This is a genomic window from Acinetobacter sp. YH1901141 (assembly GCF_013416935.1).
Lineage (GTDB): Bacteria > Pseudomonadota > Gammaproteobacteria > Pseudomonadales > Moraxellaceae > Acinetobacter > Acinetobacter towneri.
This window is the reverse complement of record NZ_VPEY01000078.1, coordinates 1-1,206: the sequence shown is the minus strand read 5'-3', so window position 1 is coordinate 1,206 and position 1,206 is coordinate 1. Positions and strand designations below refer to the sequence as shown.

Genomic DNA, 1,206 nt, shown 5'->3' with positions numbered 1-1,206 from the left:
GATCACCGCAAACAGGTTACTCGCCTGGGGATTCCCTTTCGACCCGAGCATCCGTATGAGACTCATGCTCGATTATTATTATTATAGAAGCCCCCATGAATAAATCGCTCATCATTTTCGGCATCGTCAACATAACCTCGGACAGTTTCTCCGATGGAGGCCGGTATCTGGCGCCAGACGCAGCCATTGCGCAGGCGCGTAAGCTGATGGCCGAGGGGGCAGATGTGATCGACCTCGGTCCGGCATCCAGCAATCCCGACGCCGCGCCTGTTTCGTCCGACACAGAAATCGCGCGTATCGCGCCGGTGCTGGACGCGCTCAAGGCAGATGGCATTCCCGTCTCGCTCGACAGTTATCAACCCGCGACGCAAGCCTATGCCTTGTCGCGTGGTGTGGCCTATCTCAATGATATTCGCGGTTTTCCAGACGCTGCGTTCTATCCGCAATTGGCGAAATCATCTGCCAAACTCGTCGTTATGCATTCGGTGCAAGACGGGCAGGCAGATCGGCGCGAGGCACCCGCTGGCGACATCATGGATCACATTGCGGCGTTCTTTGACGCGCGCATCGCGGCGCTGACGGGTGCCGGTATCAAACGCAACCGCCTTGTCCTTGATCCCGGCATGGGGTTTTTTCTGGGGGCTGCTCCCGAAACCTCGCTCTCGGTGCTGGCGCGGTTCGATGAATTGCGGCTGCGCTTCGATTTGCCGGTGCTTCTGTCTGTTTCGCGCAAATCCTTTCTGCGCGCGCTCACAGGCCGTGGTCCGGGGGATGTCGGGGCCGCGACACTCGCTGCAGAGCTTGCCGCCGCCGCAGGTGGAGCTGACTTCATCCGCACACACGAGCCGCGCCCCTTGCGCGACGGGCTGGCGGTATTGGCGGCGCTGAAAGAAACCGCAAGAATTCGTTAACTGCACATTCGGGATATTTCTCTATATTCGCGGTTCAGCAGGCATGTCCCCTTTGAGGGCGACCCGACGACAGGATAATCGACCTTATGGTGCGCAAATATTTCGGCACAGACGGTATTCGTGGCAAAGCCAACGAAGGCGCGATGACGGCGGAAACCGCCTTGCGCGTCGGCATGGCGGCTGGCCGTGTCTTTCGTCGCGGTGACCACCGCCATCGTGTCGTGATCGGCAAGGATACGCGCCTGTCGGGCTATATGCTTGAACCCGCGCTCACAGCCGGTTTCACCTCGATGGG

The 1,206-nt window shown here is 59.5% G+C and carries 1 protein-coding gene and 1 pseudogene; both read left to right on the top strand.

The window, feature by feature from the left end; all coding sequences use genetic code 11:
- Positions 1–95 precede the first annotated feature (95 nt).
- Positions 96–911: a sulfonamide-resistant dihydropteroate synthase Sul2 gene (gene sul2 / locus FTV52_RS14555; protein ID WP_001043260.1), complete on the top strand. Its 816-nt coding sequence runs from the start codon at positions 96–98 to the stop codon at positions 909–911.
- Positions 912–997: 86 nt separating this feature from the next.
- Positions 998–1,206 (top strand): annotated as a pseudogene (glmM, locus tag FTV52_RS14550) (phosphoglucosamine mutase); the annotation flags it as partial.

Bases quoted from the DNA above. Each gene is read 5' to 3' on its own strand.
- sul2 (WP_001043260.1), top strand. From the start codon at position 96: ATGAATAAATCGCTCATCATTTTCGGCATCGTCAACATAACCTCGGAC.